This window comes from Mycobacterium sp. TH-M11 (assembly GCF_057473725.1).
This window is the reverse complement of sequence record NZ_JBYCLD010000055.1, coordinates 1-20,048: the sequence shown is the minus strand read 5'-3', so window position 1 is coordinate 20,048 and position 20,048 is coordinate 1. Positions and strand designations below refer to the sequence as shown.

At 65.7% G+C, this 20,048-nt stretch carries 19 protein-coding genes and 2 pseudogenes; 15 read left to right on the top strand and 6 right to left on the bottom strand.

From position 1 onward, the window contains the following. Positions 1-1,257 (top strand): RsmB/NOP family class I SAM-dependent RNA methyltransferase (locus AC2VOG_RS02190; protein WP_486938274.1); only part of this gene is annotated, 1,257 nt, incomplete at its 5' end. Positions 1,258-1,262: 5 nt separating this feature from the next. Here AC2VOG_RS02190 and AC2VOG_RS02185 read toward each other — a convergent pair. Both AC2VOG_RS02185 and AC2VOG_RS02180 read right to left on the bottom strand, forming a co-directional pair. Next, positions 1,263-2,864 (bottom strand): Na+/H+ antiporter, encoded by a 1,602-nt coding sequence (locus AC2VOG_RS02185; protein ID WP_486938273.1) that lies wholly within the window; start codon positions 2,862-2,864, stop codon positions 1,263-1,265. 130 nt (positions 2,865-2,994) lie between these two features. Then, positions 2,995-3,138: pseudogene (locus tag AC2VOG_RS02180) on the bottom strand (patatin-like phospholipase family protein); the annotation flags it as partial. 62 nt (positions 3,139-3,200) lie between these two features. On the opposite strand from AC2VOG_RS02180, the gene rpe reads away from it, so the two are divergent. Both rpe and ribD read left to right on the top strand, forming a co-directional pair. Then, entirely contained in the window at positions 3,201-3,890 is a 690-nt protein-coding gene (gene rpe, locus AC2VOG_RS02175) for a ribulose-phosphate 3-epimerase (RefSeq protein ID WP_486938272.1), read from the top strand. Continuing rightward, complete coding sequence (gene ribD / locus AC2VOG_RS02170; protein ID WP_486938271.1) at positions 3,887-4,906, top strand: bifunctional diaminohydroxyphosphoribosylaminopyrimidine deaminase/5-amino-6-(5-phosphoribosylamino)uracil reductase RibD; 1,020 nt, start codon at positions 3,887-3,889, stop codon at positions 4,904-4,906. The genes rpe and ribD overlap by 4 nt, the downstream gene beginning before the upstream one ends. 9 nt (positions 4,907-4,915) lie before the next feature. Here ribD and AC2VOG_RS02165 read toward each other — a convergent pair whose 3' ends face one another. Then, positions 4,916-6,469 (bottom strand): MFS transporter, encoded by a 1,554-nt coding sequence (locus tag AC2VOG_RS02165; protein ID WP_486938270.1) that lies wholly within the window; start codon positions 6,467-6,469, stop codon positions 4,916-4,918. Continuing rightward, positions 6,466-7,176 carry an LppX_LprAFG lipoprotein gene (locus AC2VOG_RS02160; RefSeq protein ID WP_486938269.1) on the bottom strand — a complete coding sequence of 237 codons (711 nt, stop codon included), beginning with the start codon at positions 7,174-7,176 and terminating at the stop codon, positions 6,466-6,468. The genes AC2VOG_RS02165 and AC2VOG_RS02160 overlap by 4 nt, the downstream gene beginning before the upstream one ends. Before the next feature lie 92 nt (positions 7,177-7,268). On the opposite strand from AC2VOG_RS02160, the gene AC2VOG_RS02155 reads away from it, so the two are divergent. Next, positions 7,269-7,862, top strand: a complete 594-nt coding sequence (locus AC2VOG_RS02155; protein ID WP_486938268.1) for a riboflavin synthase — start codon at positions 7,269-7,271, stop codon at positions 7,860-7,862. Between the two features lie 22 nt (positions 7,863-7,884). Next, a pseudogene (locus AC2VOG_RS02150) lies at positions 7,885-8,010 on the top strand (MarR family winged helix-turn-helix transcriptional regulator); the annotation flags it as partial. 58 nt (positions 8,011-8,068) lie between these two features. On the opposite strand, the gene AC2VOG_RS02145 reads toward AC2VOG_RS02150, so the two are convergent. Further along, positions 8,069-8,350, bottom strand: a complete 282-nt coding sequence (locus tag AC2VOG_RS02145; RefSeq protein WP_486938267.1) for a hypothetical protein — start codon at positions 8,348-8,350, stop codon at positions 8,069-8,071. A 195-nt stretch (positions 8,351-8,545) separates the two neighbouring features. Here AC2VOG_RS02145 and AC2VOG_RS02140 point away from each other — a divergent pair, with 195 nt between their 5' ends. Genes AC2VOG_RS02140 through whiA form a run of 8 tightly spaced genes read left to right on the top strand, consistent with a single transcriptional unit; the run spans position 8,546 to position 17,141 of the window. Beyond that, on the top strand, positions 8,546-9,823 hold the full coding sequence (locus AC2VOG_RS02140) for a bifunctional 3,4-dihydroxy-2-butanone-4-phosphate synthase/GTP cyclohydrolase II (RefSeq protein WP_486938266.1): 1,278 nt from the start codon (positions 8,546-8,548) through the stop codon (positions 9,821-9,823). A gap of 16 nt (positions 9,824-9,839) precedes the next feature. Then, positions 9,840-10,319, top strand: a complete 480-nt coding sequence (gene ribH / locus AC2VOG_RS02135) for a 6,7-dimethyl-8-ribityllumazine synthase (protein ID WP_486938265.1) — start codon at positions 9,840-9,842, stop codon at positions 10,317-10,319. Then, positions 10,316-10,786: a PH domain-containing protein gene (locus tag AC2VOG_RS02130; protein WP_486938264.1), complete on the top strand. Its 471-nt coding sequence runs from the start codon at positions 10,316-10,318 to the stop codon at positions 10,784-10,786. Before ribH ends, AC2VOG_RS02130 begins: the two co-directional genes overlap by 4 nt. A gap of 31 nt (positions 10,787-10,817) precedes the next feature. After that, entirely contained in the window at positions 10,818-12,251 is a 1,434-nt protein-coding gene (locus AC2VOG_RS02125; protein WP_486938263.1) for an HNH endonuclease signature motif containing protein, read from the top strand. A 21-nt stretch (positions 12,252-12,272) separates the two neighbouring features. Further along, the gene (gene uvrC, locus AC2VOG_RS02120) at positions 12,273-14,246 is read left to right on the top strand and encodes an excinuclease ABC subunit UvrC (protein ID WP_486938262.1); all 1,974 of its coding nucleotides are present in this window, start codon (positions 12,273-12,275) and stop codon (positions 14,244-14,246) included. Between the two features lie 11 nt (positions 14,247-14,257). Next, positions 14,258-15,172 carry an RNase adapter RapZ gene (rapZ, locus tag AC2VOG_RS02115; protein WP_486938276.1) on the top strand — a complete coding sequence of 305 codons (915 nt, stop codon included), beginning with the start codon at positions 14,258-14,260 and terminating at the stop codon, positions 15,170-15,172. After that, positions 15,169-16,167: a uridine diphosphate-N-acetylglucosamine-binding protein YvcK gene (gene yvcK, locus AC2VOG_RS02110; protein WP_486938261.1), complete on the top strand. Its 999-nt coding sequence runs from the start codon at positions 15,169-15,171 to the stop codon at positions 16,165-16,167. Before rapZ ends, yvcK begins: the two co-directional genes overlap by 4 nt. Continuing rightward, positions 16,164-17,141, top strand: coding sequence for a DNA-binding protein WhiA (gene whiA / locus AC2VOG_RS02105; protein WP_486938275.1), 978 nt, complete (start codon positions 16,164-16,166; stop codon positions 17,139-17,141). Before yvcK ends, whiA begins: the two co-directional genes overlap by 4 nt. On the opposite strand, the gene AC2VOG_RS02100 is transcribed toward whiA, so the two are convergent. Further along, complete coding sequence (locus AC2VOG_RS02100; protein ID WP_486938260.1) at positions 17,138-17,824, bottom strand: hypothetical protein; 687 nt, start codon at positions 17,822-17,824, stop codon at positions 17,138-17,140. The two genes, whiA and AC2VOG_RS02100, sit on opposite strands and share 4 nt — an antisense overlap. Before the next feature lie 137 nt (positions 17,825-17,961). On the opposite strand from AC2VOG_RS02100, the gene AC2VOG_RS02095 reads away from it, so the two are divergent. After that, positions 17,962-19,725: a DUF3556 domain-containing protein gene (locus tag AC2VOG_RS02095; RefSeq protein ID WP_486938259.1), complete on the top strand. Its 1,764-nt coding sequence runs from the start codon at positions 17,962-17,964 to the stop codon at positions 19,723-19,725. Between the two features lie 73 nt (positions 19,726-19,798). Then, positions 19,799-20,048, top strand: a 250-nt coding sequence (locus AC2VOG_RS02090) for a ribbon-helix-helix domain-containing protein (protein WP_486938258.1), incomplete at its 3' end; no start/stop codon positions are given.

Genomic DNA, 20,048 nt, shown 5'->3' with positions numbered 1-20,048 from the left:
GTTCTGTTGCGCGAGAGGGGGATCAGCGGTCGTGATGCCGCCTTTGCCACCGAGTTGACGTATGGCAGCAGCCGTATCCGGGGTCTGCTGGACGCTGTCATCGGGGCCGCGGCCGACCGGTCGCCGGATGCGATCGACCCGATCTTGCTCGACCTGCTGAGGCTCGGGACGTACCAATTGCTTCGCACCCGCGTCGACGTGCATGCCGCCGTCTCGACCACCGTCGAGCAGGCAGGTGTCGAATTCGATTCGGCGCGAGCGGGCTTCGTCAACGGAGTGCTGCGAAAGATCAGCACCCGCGACGAGCAGGCCTGGCTCGACGAACTCGCGCCCGCCACGTCCGTCGACCCGATCGGGACGCTCGCGTTCCGGCACGCCCACCCGCGTTGGATCGCGCAGTCCTTCGTCGACGCGCTCGGTGCCGCCGCCGGCGAGCTCGGTGCGGCGCTGGCCGCCGACGACGCGCGGCCCGGTGTCCATTTGGCGGCCCGGCCCGGTGTCCTGACGGCCGAGGAGCTCGCTGCAGCGGTCGGCGGCAGCGTGGGCCGTTTCTCCCCATACGCGGTCTATCTGCCTGCCGGCGACCCCGCGCGGGTGCCTGCGGTGCGCGACGGTCAGGCACTGGTCCAGGACGAAGGCAGCCAACTGGTGGCGCGCGCACTGACTTTGGCGCCGGTCTCCGACGACTCCGGCCGCTGGCTCGACCTGTGCGCCGGCCCCGGCGGTAAGACTGCGCTGCTGGCGGCGCTGGCCGCTGAATCGGGAGCCCGCGTCACCGCGGTAGAACCTGCCGCACATCGCGCCGACCTCGTCGTCGCGAATACCAAGGGGTTGCCGGTCGAGGTGTTGCGCGTCGACGGGCGCAGCACCGGGCTCGAAGCGGATTTCGACCGCGTACTCGTCGACGCGCCCTGCACCGGGCTGGGGGCGCTGCGGCGGCGTCCTGATGCGCGCTGGCGACGTCAGCCCGCTGACGTACCGGCGCTGACCAAGCTGCAACGGGAACTGCTGGCCGCGGCGATCGCGCTGACCCGGCCCGGGGGTGTGATCCTGTATGCGACCTGTTCGCCGCATCTGGCCGAGACGGTCGGCGTTGTCGCCGACGCGCTTCGTCGGCATCCGGTGTCCGCGTTGGACGCGCGGCCGCTGTTCGAGCCCGTGACGGAGCTGGGCGAGGGGCCTTATGTTCAGCTGTGGCCACACCGTCACGGCACCGACGCCATGTTCGCCGCGGCCTTGGTCAAGTCAGGCGGCTGAACCGGTTATTGGATGCTCAACCGGGATTCCTCGAGGTCCAAGCCCCGCTCGATCGAGCGCAAAACGGCCGTATGGATGTTGCCCTCGCGTCGCAAATTGAGCAGTTCTGTGCGCTCGACGCGTAAAACCAGTAGCCGCAACGACACATAGTCCTGCTGTTCGTCGGCGTTGTTCTCGGCGTCGACCGGACCCTCGTGGTTCGAGGCTACGGTCTGCAGACGCCGCACTCTGGCCTCATACAGCTCGCGCACGGATTGGGCTGCGCCGGTGGTGATCTCACCATCGGCTAGCTGGCTGTCCAGCCACTCTAAACCGGCGCGAGCCGCACGCAGCCGCGCTTCATTCTGCTCACTTCGAAAGTTCTTGGGTCTGAGCCCGAGCCGTCTCAGCAACCAAGGCAGGCTGACACCCTGCATGACGAGGGTGGTAAGGATCACCGTTCCGGTGATCAGGACCACGAGTTCACGATCAGGAAACGGTGAGCCGTCAGCGCGGCGCAGCGGAACGGCCAGCGCTGCAGCAAGGGACACGCCTCCGCGCATTCCCGCCCATCCCACGACGGTGCGCTCTCGCCAGATATTCGTGCTGACGGCACGGCCACGCAACTTCGCCACGGTGGGGCCGGCGAGCGTGAACACCAGCCGGGTTATGACCACCACGGCGACCACAGCCGCTAGTACCAGCACAAGGTGCGGCGTTGTCTGGTTCAATGCCCAGTGCACTTGGCGATGAAGCTGGATGCCCACCAGGATGAACAGCACCGCGTTCAGCAAGAAAACCAGCACGTCGAGAAACGCGAGAGCTTGCAGTCGAGCGCCGGGCGAATAGATGTTACTCATGTGCGTTCCCACATAGACTCCGGCGACGGCGGTGGCCAAAACCCCCGACATGCCGGCGGCATCGGCGGCAGCGTAGGTGAAGTACGGGGTGGCCAGCGAAATGGTGATCTCGAGCGCGGGATGGTCCATGCGTGTCCGGATCCTGACCAAAACCCAGGCGATGGCCAGGCCCAGCAGCGCTCCACCCACCGGGCCCAGCAGAAACGTGATCGCGAGGGAACCAGGATGCACGGCCCCGGCGACCGCTGTATCCACAGCGCCCACGTACAACACCAGCGCGATGCCGTCGTTGGTGAGGCCCTCGCCTTCGACGATTGTCGAGAGTTCCTCCGGTGCGTTCAGCCGCCGGAAGATGGATGTGGCCGAAACGGTGTCGGTTGGGGCGACTATCGCACCAATCACCACGGCCGTCACCAATGAAAGGCCGGTGAGGCACGTCAACAACCCGGCGACAGCGAACGCAGTCGCGAGCACCAATCCGACCGCCAAGAGGCCAACCAGACGGGCATGTTTGCGCAAATCATCTGGTGCCACGAATAACGCTGCGTAGTAGACCAGCGGCGGCAGGAACAGAAAGAAGACGATCTCGGGCGATATTTCCGGTGACGGGGTCCAAGGAAACCAACTGAGGAACACCCCGACGCCAACCAGCAGAACCGGAAATGGCACGCCAATTCGCTCAGCTCCCCAGACCGCGGCAATGGCCGTCGCCGGACCGCAGAGTAGAAGGATGGTGTATGTCGCAGGAATCAACGCCGTACCCCCCACGCGCCGGCTGGCGCGGGACGAAGGGCAACGGCGTTACCAGCGCTGGAACTCATCGCTAACTCGCTTTCTACGGAAATTGTGCGGCGACGCTCACAGTGGAAGTCGGTAGTTTTCAAGGTATTCCATGCCCCATCGAGGAGCGGATCGCATCGGCGACATGCTGCTCGTCGGGGTCACGCCCGTAGAGCCTGCGGTAATTCCGGGGCAGGCGTGCCAGCTGGCCGGTCGCCACGTCGGTGACGTTCACGACGAGCCGGTCCAGCCGCCAAGGAGGCGAAGAGAGACGAGCGGAACATGGACGCAGCCCTGGACGTTGGCCCCAGTAAGCTCACATGCATGTCAGCCAAGATCGATCGGCCGCTGATTGCTCCCTCGATCCTGGCTGCCGATTTCGCCCGGCTGGCCGACGCGGCCGCCGACGTCCACGGTGCCGACTGGTTGCACGTCGACGTCATGGATGCGCACTTCGTGCCCAACCTCACGGTCGGGCTGCCGGTGGTGGAAAGCCTGTTGGCGGCCACCGACATTCCGATGGACTGTCACCTGATGATCGAGGATCCCGACCGCTGGGCGCCGCCGTACGCCGAAGCCGGCGCCTACAACGTCACCTTCCACGCCGAGGCAACCGACAACCCGGTCAGCGTGGCCCGCGATATCCGCGCCGCCGGCGCCAAGGCGGGGCTGAGCATCAAACCCGGCACCCCGCTAGACCCTTACCTGGACATCCTGAAGGACTTCGACACGTTTCTGGTGATGTCCGTCGAACCCGGTTTCGGCGGCCAGAAATTCATCCCCGACGTGCTGAGCAAGGTGCGTGAGGTGCGTAAGCTCGTCGACTCCGGCGAGCTGACGATCCTGATCGAAATCGACGGTGGCATCAACGCCGACACGATCGAACAGGCCGCTGAGGCGGGCGTCGACTGCTTTGTGGCCGGATCGGCCGTCTACGGCGCGGAGGACCCGGCCGCTGCGGTCGAGGCGTTGCGGCGACAGGCCGGTGCCGTGTCGCCGCATCTGCACCGATGAGCGCCCCGGCGGCCGTCGGGCACGATGCCGCCATGCGGTTGGCCGTCGAGCAAGCCGAACTGGTCAAGGGCAAGACCTACCCGAATCCACCGGTCGGGGCGGTCATCCTGGACCGCGACGGCCGAGTCGTCGGCGTCGGTGGCACCCAGCGAACCGGTAGCGCGCACGCCGAGGTGATGGCGCTGCGCCGGGCGGGACGGCTGGCGTCCGGCGGAACAGCGGTCGTCACACTGGAACCGTGTAACCACCACGGCAAAACACCGCCTTGCGTCGATGCGCTGATCGAGGCGGGCATCGCGTCGGTGGTGTTCGCGGTCCGCGACCCGAATCCCGAAGCTGCGGGGGGCGCGGGACGGTTGGCGGCCGGCGGTGTGAACGTCGTCGGTGATGTGCACGCCGATCTGGTCACCGCTGGGCCCCTGCGCGAATGGTTGCACAAGCAGCGCACCGGGCTACCACACGTGACGTGGAAGTATGCCACCAGCATCGATGGCCGCAGCGCCGCGGCGGACGGCTCGAGTCAATGGATCACCAGCGATGCGGCCCGCGCCGACGTGCACCGGCGGCGCGCAACCGCGGACGCGATCGTGGTGGGCACCGGCACCGTGCTCGCCGACAATCCGACCTTGACCGCCCGCCTGACAGACGGCGGCCTCGCCGAGCGTCAGCCGCTGCGCGTCGTGGTCGGTATGCGTGACATACCCTCTGAGGCAAAGGTTCTCAACGACGATTCGCGGACCATGATGATTCAGACCCACGACCCCGCCGAGGTGCTCAAGGCGTTGTCCGACCGCACCGACGTGATACTCGAAGGTGGCCCGACGCTCGCGGGGGCCTTCCTGCGGGCCGGGGCGATCAACCGCATCCTGGCCTACGTTGCGCCGATACTGCTCGGCGGACCGATCGCCGCGGTCGACGATGTCGGTGTCGCGAGTATCGCGCGGGCCCTGCGCTGGCGCTACGACGGCGTCGAACGGGTAGGTCCGGACCTGTTGCTGAGCCTGGTGCCACGGTAGGCGCGCGGATCAGACCGCCGGGCTGACGGGCTCGGCCTCCAACGCCGCCGGTTCGTCGGCGTGCGCACTTCGGCTCCCAATCAGCAAGCCCAGCAGCGCGCCGACGATACAGACGACCACAGTGACCTTGAAGATCTCGCCGTACATGTCCGCGAAAGCCTCGCGGTACATGCTGGCCTGGTGCAGGATCCGCTCGGCGAGGCTGGCATGGGCGGGCAGTTCCGCGGCGTGCTTGGCGACCAGATGTGGCAGCTGGTAGAACCCCCACGCGCTTAGGGAGGCAACCCCGATGAGCATTCCCGTCATGCGGGCCACCACCACTGCAGCCGAGGCAATGCCGTGCTGCGCCGAGGGCACCACCCGCAAACTGGCGGAGGTCAGCGGTGCGATCACCAGGCCCAGACCGATACCGGCGACGGCCAGGTCGGTATCCATGGCTGGCAGCGACAGCCCGAAGACGTTGTGGTGCACACTCAGCAGGTTGATCGACCACTTGGAGATCAGCCAATACCCGCCCGCGGCGATCAGTAGTCCGGCGAAGGCGACAGCGCGGTCGCCGATCTTGGTCGCGATCGCGCCACCCACCAGTGCACCGATCGGTAGCGCCGCCAGGAACCACAGCAGCATCATCGCCGCTTCGTTTTGATCCTTGCCGAGCACGCCTTGGGCGAACAGTTCCACGTCGACCAGCGTCACCATCAACGCGGCACCGGCGCACAGCGAAGAACCGAGCGCCGACAGGAACGGCCGGAAATGCACTCCCGCGGGTTCGATCAGCTTGGTCCGGGAGAACCGTTCCCACACAAAGAAAATCACCGCGAACACAACTGCTGCGACGATCAGCGGCGGCCCGTAGCTGGGCAGCGCGTGCTTGCCGTCGGGATTGGCGTTGTACAGACCGATGACCGCCAGCCCAAGGGTGATCGCGAGAAGCAGTCCGCCGACCACGTCGATCTTTTCCGGCGCGGTGCTGCGGTCCCGCGACGGCAGGCTGAACTGAATCATCACCATCGCGGCAAGCGCCAGTGGCACATTGATCCAGAACACGTCCTGCCAGCGACTGGTCAACCAGACGATGAAGATGCCGTAGAGCGGACCCAGCACACTGCCCAATTCCTGCGCGGCACCGATCCCGCCGAGCACGCCGGCCCGGTTCCGCTGCGCCCACAGGTCGGCGCCGAGCGCGAGGGTCACCGGCAGTAGCGCACCACTGGCCACCCCCTGGATGGTCCGGCCGACGACCAGCACATCGAGATTGGTGGACAGGGCCGTGACCACCGATCCGATCAGGAAAACGGCCAGGCTGACCTGGAGCAGCAGCTTGCGCCCGAACCGGTCGGATGCCCGGCCCAGCAACGGCATCGCGGCGATATAGCCCAGCAGATACCAGGTGATGATCGGGGTAATCCGCTGCAGGCGATTCACCGGGATCCCGATCGTCCCGATGATGTCGCGCATGATCGTGACCACGACGTAGGTGTCGAGGGCGCCGAGCAAAACCGCGAGGCTGCCGGCGCTGATCGCGACGAAGCGTCCCGCGTGGTGGGGCTGGGGTGCCGTCACGGCGCCGGGGCCACCGGCGGCTTGGTGACCTGCACCGGGGCGTTCCAGTTCGACAACGTCAGCTGAAGCGAATTGCCTGGGCTCTGCTCGAGAGTTGTCTGCACCAACTGGTGGTCACCGTTTTCCTCGATCCACACGGTCGATGGAAACGGCTGGGTTGCCTTCAGCCGGGGCATGATGCCGTTCACCGCATCCGCCGAGACCGTTCCGGTGATCTTGATGGTCGACTGTCCGCCGACATTCTCCCGCGACTGGGACTTGGGGTTGCTGAGATTGGCCAGCACGTTGGCCAGGCCGACGTCGGGCTTGAGGATGGTGGACGGGTCGTAGAGATCCGACGCCTTGCCGAAGCTGTCCCACTGGCCGGGGGTGAGGGCGCCGTACAGAGTGCCGTCGATCACCACGAACGGCGCGTCGATGTCGGAGCCGCCGAAGATAATGCTCGCGTTGCCCTGAGCCGCGGTCTGTGGCGTGGTGGTCAGGTCGCCGGTCAGGGATTTCACCGGAAGGCCTTTGATCTTGCCGTTGACCGTCAGGGCCAGGTGCACGCTCTTGACGTTCTTGGTGCTCTGGGCGGACTCCTTGATCAGGGTCGCGGCATCCGGCAGCGGGCTGCTGGATTGCTTGGACGACGAACAGCCGCCGATCAGCGCGGCGGCGATAGCGAGGGAGGCGAAAATTGGGCCAAACGGCTTACGCGTCTGCATGACTTGCAGCGTAGCGGGTCGCGCCGACAAGACTGTGACGCGCAAGGCGACCGGACGTCGCGCGGCGCGACAACACTCACTAGCCTGAGGCGGTGTTCACCGGAATCGTCGAAGAAGTGGGTACGGTCGTCGCCAAAAACGACCTGGGGGATTCCGCTCGGTTCACCATCGCGGGGCCGATAGTCACGGCCGATGCCGGACATGGGGATTCGATCGCGGTCAACGGTGTATGCCTGACGGTCGTCGAACTGCTGCCCGACGGTCAATTCACCGCGGACGTGATGGGCGAGACGTTGAGCCGGTCGAGCTTGGGCCGGCTGGTAGCGGGCAGCCCGGTCAATCTCGAGCGTGCCGCGGCCTTGAACAGCCGACTCGGCGGCCACATCGTGCAAGGCCACGTCGACGGCACCGGGGAAATCCTGAGCCGTTCGCCGGCCGAGCACTGGGAGGTGGTTCGGATCGGGCTGCCGGCCGAATTGGCCCGCTATGTGGTCGAAAAGGGATCGATCACGGTCGACGGCATCTCGCTGACGGTGTCTGCGATTGGCGACGACTGGCTCGAGGTCTCGCTGATCCCGACCACACGCGATCTGACCACATTGGGTTCGGCCGAAGCTGGAACTCAGGTGAACCTGGAAGTTGATGTCATCGCCAAATATGTCGAGCGGCTTCTAGCGGCAAAATAGGACTTCACCGCTACCTTGCCGTCGAGCGGCGCCTCGGCACGTGGCGGACGTCCGGCGAAACTTCGTCGACCCGGCTGAGCTCGACATGCTTGCCGCCCTCAACGAACGAGTCCTGCGCCACCTGGCCGCCAACGACCCGACTTCATAGCCTTCATCAGCCGTGAGATGGGCAATTCCATAGAAGTAGGCGTCGCCCGCGGTCCGAATCACCTATCCGTCGCCGGGTCGCCCCCATCAGGGCGAGGACGCGGCTGGGGTTCCTCGCTGTTGTTGGGTCCCCGGTTGACTTGTTTGTGTTTGTCGATGATCGGGACGGGGTCTGGTGGCGGCGGCGGTGGCCCCTCGAACGCCGGCACGCCGACGAGCGCAGACGCCGAGGCGTCTCCCGCGGACCAGTCCAGTACCGCGGGGCCGCCGAGCCCGGCGCCCAACAACGCCAGGCCAACGGCCAAGGCGGGCGTGAACCGTTTCGACGCAAACGTCGACATCTACCTACGTTAGCGCTGGAGCTTTGAGAAAAGGCAGTAATGGGCAGCCCCCGCTCGACCAGTCGGCGAAGCGGGCGTTGAGGGTATCTAGGCGGTCGGTCGAAGCGGTGGCAATAGCGAGCGCGGCGTGGTGGTTCATACTGGACACGACACCTGAGGACGTCAGGTGTGTGTTTCTCTGACGAGGTGGCTGCGATGACGAGGTTGGACTCGGTCGAGCGCGCGATCGCCGATATCGCGGCCGGCAAGGCCGTTGTCGTCGTAGATGACGAAGATCGGGAAAACGAGGGTGACCTCATCTTCGCGGCTGAGAAGGCCACGCCGGAGTTGGTCGCGTTCATGGTCCGCTACACATCGGGGTATCTTTGCGTGCCTCTCGCTGGTGACGTCTGCGACCGACTCGGCCTATTGCCGATGTACGCCCTCAACCAGGACAAGCACGGTACCGCTTACACCATCACGGTCGATGCGAAAGTTGGTGTGGGAACTGGTATTTCGGCGTCCGACCGTGCCACCACGATGCGACTGCTCGCCGAACCTGACAGTGTCGCAGAGGATTTCACCCGGCCCGGTCACGTAGTTCCGTTGCGCGCCAAAGATGGTGGCGTGCTGCGCCGTCCGGGCCACACTGAAGCCGCGGTCGACCTGGCCCGGCTGGCGGGGCTGTCGCCGGCCGGCGCGATTTGCGAGGTGGTCAGCCAGAAAGATGAAGGCGCCATGGCGCAGACCGACGAGCTGCGGGTCTTCGCCGACGAGCATGGTCTGGCCTTGATCGCGATCGCTGACCTGATCGAATACCGCCGCAAGCACGAGAAACACATCGAGCGCATTGCCGAGGCGCGAATTCCCACCCGGCACGGCGAATTCCGCGCTGTCGGGTACAGCAGCATCTACGAGGACGTCGAGCATGTCGCTTTGGTGCGCGGCGAGATCGCCGGACCGAACTTCGACGGCGACGATGTGCTGGTTCGCGTGCACTCCGAATGCCTGACCGGCGACGTGTTCGGGTCACGCCGGTGTGATTGCGGGCCGCAGCTGGATGCCGCGATGGCGATGGTCGCGCGCGAAGGCCGTGGCGTGGTGCTCTACATGCGCGGCCATGAGGGCCGCGGCATCGGTTTGATGCACAAGCTGCAGGCCTATCAATTGCAGGACGCCGGTGACGACACCGTCGATGCGAACCTGAAACTTGGCTTGCCCGCCGATGCAAGAGATTACGGCACCGGCGCGCAGATCCTGGTCGACCTTGGTGTCCGCTCCATGCGGCTGCTGACCAACAACCCCGCGAAGCGGGTTGGATTGGACGGCTACGGCCTGCACATCATCGAGCGGGTGGCGCTGCCGGTGCGTGCCAACGCCGAGAACATCCGCTACTTGATGACCAAGCGCGACCGAATGGGCCACGACCTGGTCGGACTGGACGATTATCACGAATCCATCCATCTGCCTGGCGAATTCGGCGGTGCCCTGTGACTAAGGAGTGGCGCAGATGAGCGGCGTTGGGGTGCCCGACATCGCATCGCAGGACGCTTCTGCACTCAGCCTGGCGATCGTGGTCAGCACCTGGCACGGCAAGATTTGCAATCAGTTGCTCGACCGCGCCCAGTTGATCGCGCAGGAGTGGGGCGTCAAGAACCCGACGGTCGTGCGGGTACGCGGCGCAATCGAAATCCCGGTGGTCGCGCAGGCCGTCGCCCGTAATCACGACGCCGTCGTCGCTCTTGGTGTGGTGATTCGCGGCCAGACGCCGCACTTTGACTATGTCTGTGACGCGGTAACCCAAGGGCTGACCCGGGTTTCGCTGGACGAGTCGACGCCGGTGGCCAATGGTGTGCTGACCACCAACACCGAGGCACAGGCGCTTGATCGGGCGGGGTTGCCGGATTCCGCCGAAGACAACGGCGGACAGGCAACGGCTGCGGCGTTGAGCACCGCGCTGACCCTGCGCGGATTGCGCGAAAAGTCTTGAGTGCCAGGACCGATCGGGACACTTGGGATGCACAACTGCGACCCCGCCTGACCCCCTATGTCGCCTACACCGCCGCCGCGGTCCTCGTCATCGCGCATGTGGTGATCGCCCTGCTGCTCAAGTTCGGATCCACCGGCGTGATCTTTCAGACCTCGGACCAAATTGCGATGGTGCTGCTCGGCGTTGTCCTTGCCGGCCTGGTGCTGTTGTTCGCCCGGCCGCGACTGAGGGTGGGTCCTGCCGGGCTGTCGGTGCGCAATGTGCTTGGCGAGCGTCTGGTGCCGTGGGTTGAGGTGGAGGGGGTGTCGTTTCCGCCCGGGGCGCGCTGGGCCCGAATCGACCTGGCCGACGACGAGTACGTCCCACTGATGGCGATCCAGTCGGTCGACAAGGACCGTGCCGTGGCCGCAATGGACACCGTCCGGAGACTGGTCGAGCAATATCGGCCCGACCTGACGTCACGCTGACTTGTCACACGGCCGTGGCATAATCGAACACATGTTCGAATTGTGGTATGCGTCGCGGCCCACACCGGAGTCCGCCGCGCTCCTCGACCGGATCGGCGAGGCGGGTCGATCAGAGGCCCGGGCGGCGGCCCGGCGACTCGTGGCGGTAGGTGAGCTGTTCGCATTGCGGCTGCGCGATTCGGGCGAGCAGGCTGATTGGCCGATGGACACCTGGGAGGCGGTCGCGGCCCAGGTGGCGGCGGCGCTGAACTGCAGCATCGCGATGGGTTCCAGTTACTTGCGCTACGCAGTGGCTCTGCGCGACCGATTCCCGGAGGTGGGCGGGGTATTTCAAGCCGGTGGCATTGACTATCGCGCATTTCAGACGATCGTGTTCAGAACCGACTTGATCACCGATCCTGAGGTGCTCGCGCGGGTGGATGCGTTGCTGGCGGCTCGACTATTGCGGACTCCGACCCTGACCCGTGGCCGGCTGGCTGCCGAGGTCGACAAGGTGGTGGCCCGTGTCGATGCGGATGCGGTGCGTCGCGCCAAGGACGGATTGCGGGATCGCTTCGTCGACGTCGTCGCCGGGGAAACCGGCATGGCGTTCGTGACGGGTACGGTGCTCGCGACCGCGGGGCGCGCCCTCGACCGCAGGCTCGACGAGATCGCCGGCACGGTGTGCAACGGCGACCCCCGCAACCGCGAACAGCGACGCGCGGATGCGTTGGGCGCGTTGGCCGGTGGCGCGGATCGTCTGGTGTGCGGGTGTGGGTCGCCGGACTGCGGCGCCGCGGCGCGCACTGGCAAGGGCAGCGTGGTGATTTACGTAGTCGCAGAACAGTCCAGCATCGACGGCAGTGGGCGGACGCCCGGTGCCGTATTCGGTTCGGAAGGATTGATCTCGGCGGAGTTGGTCGCCGAACTTGCGAAGGACGCGCAGCTGCAACCGCTGGTCGTGCCATCGGATGCGCCCGAGCCGCGCTACGCCCCGTCGGCCAAGCTCGCTGCCTTCGTTCGGGCGCGCGATCTGACGTGCCGCGCGCCGGGCTGTGATCGCCCAGCCACCGATTGCGATGTGGACCACACCGTCGCCTACGGTAGCGGCGGCTGGACGCATGCCTCCAACCTCAAAGCGCTGTGTCGAAAACATCATCTGTTGAAGACTTTTGGAGGCTGGCGCGATAAGCAGTTGCCTGACGGTACCGTCATCTGGTTGCTTCCCGACGGTCATACCCACGTGACCACGCCGGGCAGCGCCCTGTTGTTCCCGGCTCTGTGCGCACCAACCGCCAACGTGCCGTCGGCATCGACGCGGCGCGGTGATCGCTGCAGCGACCGGGCGATGCGAATGCCGACCCGGACGCGCACCCGCAGGCAGAACCATGAGCAGCGGGTCTGCGCCGAGCGGCGACGCAATCGCGAGCTGCGCCTCGCGGCGAGGGCGCCGGCCGAACCCGACACCGCACCGCCGCCCTTCTAGCAGCGACTAGCCTTGGACACCGTGGCCGATCCCGCGACCTACCGCCCCGCTCCGGGGTCCATCCCGGTCGAGCCGGGCGTGTACCGGTTCAGCGATCAGCACGGACGGGTGATCTACGTCGGCAAGGCCAAGAGCCTGCGCAGCCGGCTGAACTCGTACTTCGCCGACATCGCCGGTCTGCATCCGCGTACCCGGCAGATGGTGACCACCGCTGCCAAAGTGGAGTGGACGGTGGTCACCACCGAGGTCGAGGCGCTGCAGCTGGAATACAACTGGATCAAGGAGTTCGATCCGCGATTCAACGTGCGTTACCGCGACGACAAGTCCTATCCGGTGTTAGCGGTCACGCTCAACGAGGAATTTCCCCGGTTGATGGTCTACCGTGGGCCGCGCCGCAAAGGTGTCCGCTATTTCGGACCGTACTCGCACGCCTGGGCGATCCGCGAGACCCTGGATCTGCTCACCCGGGTATTCCCGGCGCGCACCTGCTCTGCGGGAGTATTCAAGCGGCACAACCAAATCGACCGGCCCTGCCTGCTCGGCTACATCGACAAATGTTCGGCGCCGTGCGTCGGCCGGGTCAGCGCCGAACAGCATCGACAGATCGTCCTGGACTTCTGCGATTTTCTGTCCGGCAAAACCGACAGGTTCGCCCGAGGCCTGGAACAGCAGATGCACGCAGCCGCGGCGAGCCTGGACTTCGAACGGGCGGCGCGTCTGCGCGACGACCTGGGCGCGGTCCAGCGCGCCATGGAAAAGCAGGCGGTGGTGCTGGGCGACGGTACCGACGCCGACGTCGTGGCGTTCGCCGACGACGACTTGGAAGCCGCCGTTCAGGTGTTCCACGTCCGCGGCGGACGGGTCCGCGGACAACGCGGCTGGATTGTCGAAAAGCCAGGCGACCCATGTGAATCCAGTGAAGAGCAGCTAGTCGAGCAATTCTTGACGCAGTTCTACGGTGACCAGGCCGAACTCGGCGGCGCGGCGGATGAAGCTGCCAACTCAGTGCCCCGCGAGGTTCTGGTGCCATGCCTGCCGGCCAACGCCGAAGAACTTGCGACCTGGCTGAGCGGACTACGGGGCTCGCGAGTGGCGTTGCGTGTTCCCCGTCGCGGCGACAAGCGTGCACTGGCTGAAACGGTCGAGCGCAACGCCAAAGAGGCTTTGCAACAACACAAGCTGAAGCGCGCCGGCGATTTCACGGCGAGATCCGCTGCGCTGCAGAATATTCAGGAGGCCCTGGGGTTGGCCGCTGCGCCCCTGCGTATCGAGTGCGTCGACATCAGCCACGTCCAGGGCACCGACGTTGTCGGGTCGTTGGTGGTGTTCGAAGACGGACTGCCGCGCAAATCCGACTACCGCCACTTCGGGATCCGGGAGGCGGCCGGACACGGCCGTTCCGACGACGTCGCGTCAATCGCCGAGGTGACTCGTCGCCGGTTCCTGCGGCACGTCCAAGACTCGAATACTCTTTCGCCCGAGGGCAAATCGCGTCGTTTTGCGTATCCGCCCAACCTCTACGTGGTCGACGGCGGCGCTCCACAGGTCAACGCGGCCAGCGCGGTTCTCGAAGAGCTGGGCGTCGACGACGTCGCGGTGATCGGCTTGGCCAAACGGCTCGAAGAGGTGTGGGTGCCCGCGGAACCGGATCCGATCATCCTGCCGCGCAACAGCGAGGGGCTGTATCTGCTGCAGCGGGTACGCGACGAGGCCCATCGATTCGCGATCAATTATCACCGCAGCAAGCGTTCGAAGCGGATGACGGCGTCGGCGCTGGACTCGGTGCCCGGCCTCGGCGAGCATCGTCGCAAAGCGCTCGTTGCTCATTTCGGCTCCCTGGCGCGGCTTCGGGAGGCTACGGTCGAAGAGATTACCTCCGTGCCGGGTATCGGCGTTGCGACGGCCACGGCGGTGCTGGATGCGCTGGGCGGTAGCCCCGGCGCCGGGTCGGACCCCGCAGCGCAGGAGCGAATCGCGGAACGGGCGTCGGGATGACAGGCGAGGGGATGGACGGGCCAAAACTCGAAAGCGCCGACAATCACGCCGCCATAAGCGATTCCGGGATTGACGTGGTTCTGGTCACCGGTCTGTCGGGTGCCGGTCGTGGCACCGCGGCCAAGGTGCTCGAAGACCTCGGCTGGTATGTCGCGGACAACTTGCCGCCCCAGTTGATCACCCGGATGGTCGACCTCGGTCTGGATGCCGGCTCGCGGATCACGCAGCTGGCGATCGTGATGGACGTGCGTTCGCGTGGCTTCACCGGCGACCTGGACTGGGTCCGCAACGACCTGGCCACCCGCAACATCAGCCCGCGCGTCGTGTTCATGGAGGCCTCCGATGACATGCTGGTGCGTCGCTACGAGCAGAACCGCCGCAGCCACCCGCTGCAGGGTGCCCAGACGTTGGCCGAGGGCATCGCCGCCGAGCGCGAAATGCTCGCGCCGGTTCGCGCGACCGCCGACCTGATCATCGACACCTCGACGTTGGCGGTCCGCGAGTTGCGGGAAAGCATCGAACGGGCCTTCGGCGGTGAGGCCGTCGCCCAAACCAGCGTCACGGTGGAGTCTTTCGGCTTCAAATACGGCCTTCCGATGGACGCCGACACCGTGATGGATGTCCGATTCCTGCCCAACCCCCATTGGGTCGACGAACTGCGCCCGCTCACCGGCCGGCATCCCGAGGTTCGCGACTACGTGCTTGGCCAGACCGACGCGGCCGAGTTCTTGCAGACATACCATCGATTGCTGTCCCTGATTGTCGACGGCTACCGCAGGGAGGGGAAGCGTTATATGACCGTGGCGATCGGCTGCACCGGCGGCAAACACCGCAGCGTCGCGATCGCCGAGGCGCTGGCGCGGCTGCTCGAATCCGACACGCAGCTCACGGTGCGGGTGCTGCACCGGGATCTGGGCCGCGAATGAGTCGGCGGATTGTCGCCATGGGCGGAGGGCACGGCTTGTATGCGACGCTGTCGGCCGCGCGGCGGCTGACACCGCACGTGACCGCCGTCGTCACCGTCGCCGACGATGGTGGCTCGTCAGGCCGGTTGCGCAGCGAACTCGACGTGGTGCCACCGGGCGATCTGCGAATGGCGTTGGCGGCGTTGGCTTCTGACAGTCCGCAAGGCCGACTGTGGGCGACCATCATGCAGCACCGCTTCGGTGGTAGCGGTGCACTGTCGGGTCACCCGATCGGCAATCTGCTGCTGGCCGGTCTCAGCGAGGTGCTGGCCGACCCGGTCGCCGCCCTCGACGAAGTCGGCCGCATCCTGGGTGTGCGGGGCCGGGTGTTGCCAATGTGTCCGATCGCGCTGCAGATCGAAGCCGACGTGTCCGGCTTGGAGACCGATCCGCGGATGTTCCGGGTCATCCGCGGGCAAGTGGCGATCGCCACCACACCGGGAAAGGTCCGCCGGGTGCGGCTGCTGCCCGGCGACCCGCCGGCCACCCGGCAGGCCGTCGACGCGATCATGTCCGCCGATCTGGTGGTGTTGGGTCCGGGTTCATGGTTCACCAGCGTGCTTCCGCACGTGCTGGTGCCCGGGCTTGCCGCGGCGCTGCAGGCGACCTCCGCGCGTCGCGCGCTGGTGCTCAATCTGGTCGCCGAACCGGGGGAGACGGCAGGGTTCTCGGTGGAACGTCACCTTCACGTGCTGGCGCAGCACGCCCCAGGCTTCACCGTGCACGACGTGATCATCGACGGCGGGCGGGTACCGAGCGAGCGGGAGCGTGACCAGCTGCGCCGCACCGCGACGCTACTCAATGCCCACGTTCAATTCGCTGATGTGTCCAAGCCTGGTACACCTTTACATGACCCGGGCAAATTGGCCGCGGCGCTCGAGGGAGTCGGCGTGCACGACACCGGTCAGCCGGTGCAGGGTCACAACGGACCGAGGGGTGACGACGCGTGGCGATGACGGCCGAAGTCAAAGACGAATTGAGTCGCCTGGTGGTGACCGCGGTGAGCGCGCGGCGGGCCGAGGTGACCTCGCTGCTGCGCTTCGCCGGTGGACTGCACATCGTGGCCGGCCGGGTGGTCGTCGAGGCTGAGGTCGATTTGGGTAGCATCGCGCGGCGGCTACGTAAGGACATCTTCGACCTGTACGGCTACAACGCCATTGTGCATGTGTTGTCCGCCAGTGGAATCCGTAAGACCACCCGATACGTGTTGCGGGTCGCGAACGACGGCGAGGCGCTGGCCCGGCAGACTGGTTTGCTCGATCTGCGCGGCCGGCCGGTGCGAGGTTTGCCGGCTCAGGTGGTCGGCGGCAGCGTCGGTGACGCCGAGGCTGCATGGCGCGGCGCTTTCCTGGCCCACGGCTCGCTGACCGAGCCGGGACGCTCGTCGGCGTTGGAAGTCAGCTGCCCCGGTCCCGAGGCCGCCCTGGCATTGGTGGGCGCTGCGCGCCGACTCGGTATCAGCGCCAAGGCGCGGGAGGTGCGGGGTGCTGACCGCGTGGTCGTGCGCGACGGTGAAGCGATCGGGGCGCTGCTGACCCGGATGGGCGCCCAGGACACTCGGCTGGTATGGGAAGAGCGGCGGATGCGCCGCGAGGTCAGAGCGACCGCGAACCGGCTGGCCAACTTCGACGACGCCAACCTGCGGCGATCGGCACGTGCCGCGGTCGCCGCTGCCGCGCGCGTGGAACGGGCGTTGGAGATTCTCGGCGACGGCGTGCCCGACCATTTGGCCACGGCGGGCAAGCTGCGCGTCGCGCATCGACAGGCCTCGCTGGAGGAGTTGGGTCGCTTGGCCGACCCGCCGATGACGAAAGATGCTGTGGCGGGCCGTATTCGGCGCCTTTTGTCGATGGCCGACCGTAAGGCGAAGGTCGACGGCATTGCCGACACCGAGTCGGCCGTCACCCCGGATCTGATGGAAGACGCTTAAAGGCCGATACCGGAGAGGTCGGCCAGCAGTGTCAGCGTGTCTGCGGCGCCATTCATGTCGTTCACGATCCCCAGACCTTCCGCTAAGAAGCCGGTGTTGTCTGCCGTGATACCTGCCGGACTGCCGTTCGCTAACTCCTCGCCTAGGTTCGTGACAAAAGTGCCCAGGGCTAATTCGTGGTCATGCAACGCACTCAGTTCAGCTAGCAGCAGTGGATTCGTCTCGTCCTGAGCGGTGATCGCCGGGAGATCAGCGATGGCGTTGTTGATCTGTTCCTGAAACGCGGAGGTTTCGCTGATCACCGGAAGTTCCTTGGCATCGGTAGCCGCAACCACGCTCGCGGGCTGGAAATCTTTGAGCGAATCCAGATCAGTGGTGATTGTCGTGCCCTCGGCCACTATGGTGGTGAGATCCTGCGACGCGGTTGTGCCGGATAAGGCTGGTTCGCCCAGGCCGATTCCGCTGGCCGCCAGGAAGTTCTGCACTAGATCAGCGTCGAAAACCAGGTCCTCATACCCGCCGAACGAGTTACTGAACGCGGCGGCGTCGGCGTAGACGGTTGTCAGATCGCTGTACGCGGTATCGGCCGCATCGGCGTGCGCGAGCGGGCTTGCCAGCAGCGCCATCAGAGCGGCGCCGGCACTCGATACGAGCAGTCGTCCAGTGGGACTCAGGTTCGTCATTAGTTTTCCCTTCTAACCCGGCCAACTAACCGATTAGGTGAGCGGTTGAGCGGAGACTCACAGAATTCTTCGCGACGGCCTCGGCGTTCCCGCTACATTACTTTGGCCAACGGTGGCAGACCCGAAATGAGGCCGTGATGGGATTCATCACCCCGGATCTTCCGGACGTCGACCCAGTGACCTGGCAGAACCGCACGGTGGCCGACCGGATGCAGGTGGTGACGCGCCACTGGGTTGAGCACGGCTTCGGCACCCCGTCGGCGATCTATCTGCTGTACGTAATCAAGATGGCCGCCTACGCCGCAGGCGCCGCCGCGGTCATCTCGCTGACTCCGGGCCTGGGACGTCTGGCCGACATCGCGACCTGGTGGACGCAGCCGATCGTCTACCAGAAGCTGATCGTCTTCACGCTGCTGTTCGAGGTGCTGGGCCTGGGCTGCGGTTCGGGCCCGCTCACCGCGCGATTCATGCCACCGATCGGCGGATTCCTGTATTGGCTGCGGCCCAAGACGATTCGACTGCCGCCGTGGCCCGACGAGGTGCCGTTCACCCGCGGAGACAGCCGCACCATCCTCGACGTGGCGCTGTACGTCGTGGTGCTGGCGTCTGGTGTGTGGGCGTTGCTGGCACCCGGCCACGGCGGGTCGGTCACAGGAAGCGGCGATGTCGGGTTGATCGACCCGCTGCTGGTTCTACCGGCGATCGTCGCGCTGGCGCTGTTGGGTCTGCGCGACAAGACGATCTTCCTGGCCGCCCGCGGTGAACACTACTGGCTCAAACTGCTGATCTTTTTCTTCCCGTTCACCGACCAGATCGCCGCGTTCAAGATCGTCATGCTCGGACTGTGGTGGGGCGCAGCAACGTCCAAGCTCAACCACCATTTTCCCTACGTGGTGGCGGCGATGACGAGCAACAACGCGCTACTAGGCGGCAAGCCCTTCAACTGGCTCAAGCGCAAGCTCTACCGCGATCCGGTCAATGACATCCGGCCCACCTGGATTCCCAAGGTGATGGCCCACGTCGGCGGCACCACGGCAGAGCTCATCGTTCCGGCAGTCTTAGTCTTCGCCGCAGGCGATCACCCGTGGCGATGGGCGTTGATCGGCTTCATGGTGATCTTTCACCTCAACATCATTTCCAACCTGCCGATGGGTGTTCCGTTGGAGTGGAACATCTTTTTCATCTTCTCGCTGTTCTACCTGTTCGGGCACTACAGCGGGATCGTGATCTACGACCTGAACTCACCGCTGCTGCTGGCCATGTTGCTGGTCGCTCTCGTGGTCATTCCGGTCGTGGGAAACATGTTCCCGCAACAGATTTCGTTCTTGCCCGCGCTGCGCTACTACGCCGGCAACTGGGCGTCGAGCGTGTGGTGTTTCCGCGACGGTGTGGAAGACAAGATCGACGAAAACGTGGTCAAGAGTTCTGCGCTGACCGCTAAACAGATTGCGCGGCTGTATGACCCGAATACCGCCGAGATCATCAGCGACAAGGCGCGCGCGTTTCGATGCATGCACGTGCACGGTCGCGCGCTCAACGGTCTGCTGCCGCGCGCGCTTGACGACGAGGCCGGTTACGCGATACGTGAGGGCGAAACCGTCGCGGGGCCGCTGATCGGCTGGAATTTCGGCGAAGGCCACCTGCACAACGAGCAGTTGGTCGAGGCGGTGCAGCGACGCTGCCACCTCGAGGAGGGCGACCTGCGGGTGATCATCCTGGAAGGTCAGCCGATCCAGACCAAAAAGCAGTGGTACCGCATCGTCGACGCCAAAACCGGTGTGATCGAGGAAGGCTATGTCTCGGTCGACGACATGCTGGCGCGCCAACCCTGGCCCGAGCCTGGCGACGAGCTGCCCGTCCACTCGGTAACCCGTGGGACCGCCGTGACGCGGCGGGGATGACCAACGGTCCCTCGACAAGGCATGGCGACGGTGAGCATCATGACAGCAACCACCTTGCTGCTATGATGACGTCATGCGTACCACGGTGACTCTGGACGCCGACGTCGTCGCCGCATTACGACGTGCGACGCGCGAACGCGGAACGTCGTTCAAGGAAGTGCTCAATGACGCCGTGCGCCGTGGCTTGAGTGGCGAGCCGACTGCGCGCCGCTATCGCACCCCGTGTCGCGACATGGGCCTACGTGCCGGCTTCGACGTCGATAAGGCGCTGGCGCTGGCTGCCGCCGACGAAGATGCGGAGATCTTGCGCAAACTCGCGCTGC

Excerpts from the sequence above, each read along its gene's own strand:
- rpe (WP_486938272.1), top strand. The coding sequence starts at position 3,201 with ATGTCAGCCAAGATCGATCGGCCGCTGATTGCTCCCTCGATCCTGGCT.
- ribD (WP_486938271.1), top strand. The coding sequence starts at position 3,887 with ATGAGCGCCCCGGCGGCCGTCGGGCACGATGCCGCCATGCGGTTGGCC.
- AC2VOG_RS02160 (WP_486938269.1), bottom strand. The coding sequence starts at position 7,176 with ATGCAGACGCGTAAGCCGTTTGGCCCAATTTTCGCCTCCCTCGCTATC.
- AC2VOG_RS02145 (WP_486938267.1), bottom strand. The coding sequence starts at position 8,350 with ATGTCGACGTTTGCGTCGAAACGGTTCACGCCCGCCTTGGCCGTTGGC.
- AC2VOG_RS02140 (WP_486938266.1), top strand. The coding sequence starts at position 8,546 with ATGACGAGGTTGGACTCGGTCGAGCGCGCGATCGCCGATATCGCGGCC.
- ribH (WP_486938265.1), top strand. The coding sequence starts at position 9,840 with ATGAGCGGCGTTGGGGTGCCCGACATCGCATCGCAGGACGCTTCTGCA.
- AC2VOG_RS02125 (WP_486938263.1), top strand. The coding sequence starts at position 10,818 with ATGTTCGAATTGTGGTATGCGTCGCGGCCCACACCGGAGTCCGCCGCG.
- rapZ (WP_486938276.1), top strand. The coding sequence starts at position 14,258 with ATGGACGGGCCAAAACTCGAAAGCGCCGACAATCACGCCGCCATAAGC.
- yvcK (WP_486938261.1), top strand. The coding sequence starts at position 15,169 with ATGAGTCGGCGGATTGTCGCCATGGGCGGAGGGCACGGCTTGTATGCG.
- whiA (WP_486938275.1), top strand. The coding sequence starts at position 16,164 with ATGACGGCCGAAGTCAAAGACGAATTGAGTCGCCTGGTGGTGACCGCG.
- AC2VOG_RS02100 (WP_486938260.1), bottom strand. The coding sequence starts at position 17,824 with ATGACGAACCTGAGTCCCACTGGACGACTGCTCGTATCGAGTGCCGGC.
- AC2VOG_RS02095 (WP_486938259.1), top strand. The coding sequence starts at position 17,962 with ATGGGATTCATCACCCCGGATCTTCCGGACGTCGACCCAGTGACCTGG.